Genomic DNA, 5,441 nt, shown 5'->3' with positions numbered 1-5,441 from the left:
AGTAACTCAGGAATCACAAACGGCGGTGTTGGCTACGGTACTACACGTGCTCCTGGTTTAGCTACCCTGCCATTTTATGGTTCTGGTTATACCATCAACAACAACTTTAACATCGGTATCATCGAGTTAGATACCCGTATAAGCAATAAAGTTTCAAACAAACTTACTGTTGGCTATTCTGCTTTAAGAGATTTCCGTAACTTCCTTGGCAGCTCAACTATACCTATGGTTGATATCGGCAATGGCGTAAGTGATGCCAGCGGTAATGTGGTAACTGCTGCCACCGCGACAGCAACCAGCTTTGGTTCTGAACTTTATACAGCAGGTAACTTATTGAGCACAAATATCTGGCAGTTTTCTGACGACTTGACCATCTTCTCTGGTAAACATGAGTTTACCATCGGTACAAGCAACCAGATCCAAAGCTACACCAACGGTTTTGCTCCTGATTATAATGGTTTATATACTTATAACTCAGCTTCAGACTTCATAAATGGCCTGCCGGCTCAAGCTTATACTTTACGCTACTCTGCAGTTGGCAGCGGTTTCCCTTTTGCCAAAATAAAAGCTTCAATTTATAGCGTTTACGTACAGGATAAATTCCACGTAACTGATAATTTCAGGTTAACTTATGGCTTAAGAGCTGATTATGATGTATTCCCAACTACTTTAGCTGCAAACTCAAATGCTGCGGCTTTAACTTTCCAGGGTGGTACTCGTGTTGACGTTTCTAAATTGCCAAAAAACAGGGTTCAGTTATCACCCCGCGTAGGCTTTAACTGGGATGTTAATGGCGATGGTTCTACCCAGGTACGTGGTGGTTCTGGTTTATTCACAGGTTCTGTACCATTTGTTTGGATCTCAAACCAGGCATCAAACAACGGTTTGTTATTTGGTACATACACCATTACCAAAGCCGGTGCTACCGCTGCTAATGCCGGTCAGTTAGTATTTGATCCAAATGTTAACAAAAACAGGCCTGCAAATGGTGCGGCTGCTACTTCATATGAATTAGATGTTGCCGATCCAAACTTAAAATATCCTAAAATCTGGAGAACAAATATCGCTATCGACCAAAAATTACCATTTGGTGTTGTTGGTACTATTGAAGGTGCTTACACCAAAGATATCCGCGCTATCTATCACCAGAACTTAGTATTGTCTGATGGCTACACTACACTTCCGGGCGTTGAAGGTCAAATACAATACGATTCTAAAAATACAACTCCTGCGGCCTCTGCTGCAACTGCTGCAAATCCATCAATCACCGGTTTATATTATATGAGAAATACCAATAAAGGCTTTTCATACTTTATTACCGGTCAGTTGCAAAAAAGCTTTACCAATGGTTTTGCTGCCAGCGTAGCTTATACCTATACCAAATCGAAAGATGTTAATGACGGTGGTTCAACTGCCGCCACCATCTGGAGCACCAGGTATGTTGCAGGTAACCCTAATGCCGATAACCTTTCAAACAGCTCATATGTGCAGCCAAACCGTATCATCGCAACTGTATCATACCGTAAACAATGTTCTAAAAACGCAGCAAGTACTGTCGGTTTAGTTTTTGAGGCATCTAACAATGGTGCTATCTCATACATCACTTCAGGCGATCCTAATAACGATGGTGGTACTAATGATTTGATGTATATTCCAAAAAACCAGGGCGATATTCAGTTGGTTAGAGCATCTAATGCAACAAATGGTACTCCTGATACACGTACGCCAGCTCAGATCTGGACTCAGTTAAATAACTTTATTAACCAGGATTCATACCTGAGCGCACACAGAGGTCAGTATGCTGAAAGAAACGGTGCTATATTACCTACTTACAAAAGGGTAGACTTACACTTTGCTCAGGATTTCTTTATTAAAACAGGTAAAGTTAAAAACACGTTAGAGTTTACTTTTGATGTGATCAACTTCACCAACCTGCTTAACCGTAACTGGGGTTTATACCAAACTTCATATAACGGCTTTAATAGCGGAGCTACTACAGTGTTGACTTACATGGGTAAAGATGCAGGTACCGGAAGGGCAACTTACTCTTTCCCTTATCTTGATCCTAACAGTTCAACACCTGTTACCAGCTCATTTAAGCAGGATATCAGCCAGCTGTCGCGTTTCCAGGCTCAGATTGGTGTTAGGTACATTTTTAACTAAGTTATTATTGATTTAAAGAAAGTAGCATTATGAAATTTAATAAAAATATAATTATTGCATCTCTTGGGCTTTTTTCGGGCGTGTTTTTAGAAGCCTGTAAAGATAACAAGGTTACTCCGTTGCCAAACCCGGTAGCAACTACCGGTACGGTTACTACACTTGCCGGAACCGGGGCATTTGGTGCCACAAACGGAAAACCAACCGACGCGTCATTTAATTACCCGAATGGATTAGCATTTGACGCTTCAGGTAACATATTAGTAGCTGACAAAGGCAACAACCAAATTCGTAAAGTTACCACGGCAGGCGTTGTAAGCCTGGTATCGGGTACTTTGCTTTCGGGTAGCTCAAACGCAACCAAAATAGGTGATGTAGCTTCATATAATGGCCCTACAGGCGTTGCTCTTGATCCGTTAGGTAACATTTTAATAGCTGATTTCGGCAACCATACCATCAGGAAAATTGCAACAACAGGTGCAGTTACTTTATTTGCAGGTGTGAGCGGAAGCTCGGGCAATAACAATGCTGTTATCCCTGCTACAGCTACAGCTAACGCTATTAACCCAAGGTTCAATAACCCAGCAGGCCTGGCAATTGACGTTGCCGGTAATGTGTATGTTGCAGATTATGGCAACAACCTGATCCGTAAAATTTCAGTAGTTGACGGAACTATATCAACCGTTGCCGGTAAATCACTTGGAAACGTTGATGGTGTTGGTACAGCCGCATCACTTAACGGCCCTCGTGCTATTGCAATTGACGGCGCAGGTAATTTATTTGTAGCAGACGCTAATAATAACACTATCCGTAAAATTGACTTAACAGGTAGTGTAACTACATTTGCTGGCACCGGAAAAGCAGGTAATGCAGATGGAACAGGTAAAGCAGCTTCTTTTAATCACCCAAGCGGTATTACTATCGATGCTAATGGTAACTTATTTGTAGCCGATGCCGGTAATAACCTGGTACGTAAAATTACTTCGGCTGGTGTTGTTACATCTGTGGCTGGTAGTGGTTATTCTACTTTAGCTACTCCGTTTAACGGCCCATCAGCAGTACTTGCAGATAATGCAGGTAACGTTTATGTGGCTAATACACTTGGTAACCTGATTCAGGTAATTAAGTAGTTAAGGATATAATATTTCAAAGCCCCGGTCAATTGGCCGGGGCTTTTTTGTTGTATTATATTTTGACACCATATTAATGCGAAAAGCGCATTTGAGAATGATAACGAACTATATATAGTTAATTCCTTGATCAACATGCAAAATGACGATTGGTAGCGATGTTTAAGTGTTGTTTATTAAAAATTATTATCCTATCAGGGCTTATAAGTTTTAAAAAGCTTATCCCATAAATTGGTGTAAAAGCCAAAATTATGTTCAATGTCGACATGATGTCGATGATGAAATGAAGGGGTGCCTAAATATTTAAATGGAAACATTTTCCTCACATGCACGGGGATAGGTTCAATACCCAGGTGCCCTGTTACGCCAAAAAATACATTAGCGGTTAGGTAGGCGATTACCGCATAAAAATTAAAGTTATAAGCTAAAAGCATTATAAGCCACAAAGAGCCAAAACTTATGGTTTCGAGCGGATGAAGTACGAATAGGTCGATAGGGATGGGATCTGCATAGTGATGATGAAATTTGTGCACCACTTTATATACAGCCGAATGGTGGATCAAGTAATGGAAAACGAACATAGCGAGATCCATTAATAGAAAAAGCAATATGAAATCAAAAAGAATAGCCCAGTTTATTTCATACGTGAGCTGTAGATATCTTTGCTTAAAAAGCCAGAATCCAGTATAAGTGATAGCTGTATTAATAATGTTGGTAAGCAGGCAGATTAATATCTCGGTCCTGCTGGCTGGTTTTATTGGCTTTCCGTTTAACTTTAATATCAGCAAACCAAATAATAGTGCTAAGGCTGTAACAAGCAGGTTTTCGGCTAAAAATATCACCCATAAGTTTAACGATGATAATGTAGCCAAAAACCTGAGCATAAGCGTTGCATAAATTATTTATTCGTACTCAAATACCCCAAACTCTGAAGTTACAGTCACCTTTTTAGTATCCGCTTTTTCAACCCTGCCTATAATCTGCGCATCAACACCGAAGCTTTTTGAAATGCTGATCAGTTCGGCAGCAATGGCTTCAGGCACATAAAGTTCCATACGGTGCCCCATATTAAACACTTTGTACATTTCCTGCCAGCTGGTTCCTGATTCCTCGTGAATGAGCTTAAACAGCGGAGGTACAGGGAACAGGTTGTCTTTTATAATGTGGAGGCCTTCTACAAAGTGTAATACTTTGGTTTGAGCGCCGCCGCTGCAATGTACCATACCGTGCACCTGGTTGCGGTAACTATCTAAAATTTGTTTAATGATTGGCGCATAGGTGCGGGTTGCACTTAATACAAGTTTGCCTGCAGTTACGGTTTCATTATTGCCAATATCAATAGCGTCAGTAAGGTTTTTACTTCCCGAGAAAATCAGGTCATAAGGAATAGCCGCGTCATAACTTTCAGGGAATTTATCGGCGATGGTTTTATTGAACACATCGTGACGGGCAGATGTAAGACCGTTTGAGCCCATGCCGCCGTTGTATTCTTTTTCGTAGGTAGCCTGACCGTATGAGGCAAGGCCAACAATTACATCGCCGGGTTCAATACGGTGATTTGATATCACATCCTCACGTTTCATGCGGCAGGTAACTGTCGAATCAACAATGATGGTGCGTACCAGATCGCCCACATCAGCCGTTTCACCGCCTGTTGAGTAAATGCCGATACCAGCTTCGCGCAGCTCGGCTAAGATCTCTTCGGTACCATTAATGATGGCTGCTATAACTTCGCCGGGAATAAGGTTCTTGTTGCGGCCTATGGTTGATGATAGCAGGATGTTATCTGTCGCACCAACACAAAGCAGGTCATCCAGGTTCATAATGATAGCATCCTGGGCTATGCCGCGCCATACAGATATGTCGCCGGTTTCTTTCCAATAGGTGTAAGCCAGGGACGATTTAGTACCTGCACCATCGGCATGCATGATATTGCAGTATTCCGGGTCGTTGGTTAATATATCCGGTACTATTTTGCAAAAAGCTTTTGGGAAAATGCCTTTGTCGATATTTTTTATGGCATTATGAACGTCATCTTTGGAGGCTGATACGCCACGCTGATCATATCTTTGCGAAGAAATCATGGGCAAATATAAGGCAATTAGGCTTAATTTTACGAATTGGCGTTCTTGTAAACCGGAAAATTCCGTC

Annotated in this window: 3 protein-coding genes and 1 pseudogene; 2 read left to right on the top strand and 2 right to left on the bottom strand. The window is 41.5% G+C overall.

Going from position 1 to position 5,441, the window contains the following annotated elements; all coding sequences use genetic code 11:
- Together VF500_RS09915 and VF500_RS09910 are read left to right on the top strand one after the other, a co-directional pair.
- A pseudogene (locus VF500_RS09915) lies at positions 1-2,163 on the top strand (TonB-dependent receptor); the annotation flags it as partial.
- A gap of 29 nt (positions 2,164-2,192) precedes the next feature.
- Positions 2,193-3,290: a hypothetical protein gene (locus tag VF500_RS09910; RefSeq protein ID WP_330859523.1), complete on the top strand. Its 1,098-nt coding sequence runs from the start codon at positions 2,193-2,195 to the stop codon at positions 3,288-3,290.
- Positions 3,291-3,484: 194 nt separating this feature from the next.
- Here VF500_RS09910 and VF500_RS09905 read toward each other — a convergent pair whose 3' ends face one another.
- Together VF500_RS09905 and VF500_RS09900 are read right to left on the bottom strand one after the other, a co-directional pair.
- Complete coding sequence (locus VF500_RS09905) at positions 3,485-4,174, bottom strand: sterol desaturase family protein (RefSeq protein ID WP_330859522.1); 690 nt, start codon at positions 4,172-4,174, stop codon at positions 3,485-3,487.
- A gap of 18 nt (positions 4,175-4,192) precedes the next feature.
- Positions 4,193-5,374 (bottom strand): AIR synthase related protein, encoded by a 1,182-nt coding sequence (locus tag VF500_RS09900; protein WP_330859521.1) that lies wholly within the window; start codon positions 5,372-5,374, stop codon positions 4,193-4,195.
- Positions 5,375-5,441: the final 67 nt, after the last annotated feature.

Source organism: Mucilaginibacter sp., from assembly GCF_036383575.1.
GTDB lineage: Bacteria > Bacteroidota > Bacteroidia > Sphingobacteriales > Sphingobacteriaceae > Mucilaginibacter.
The sequence above is the reverse complement of the archived record's forward strand: the minus strand, read 5'-3'. Positions and strand labels throughout refer to the sequence as shown.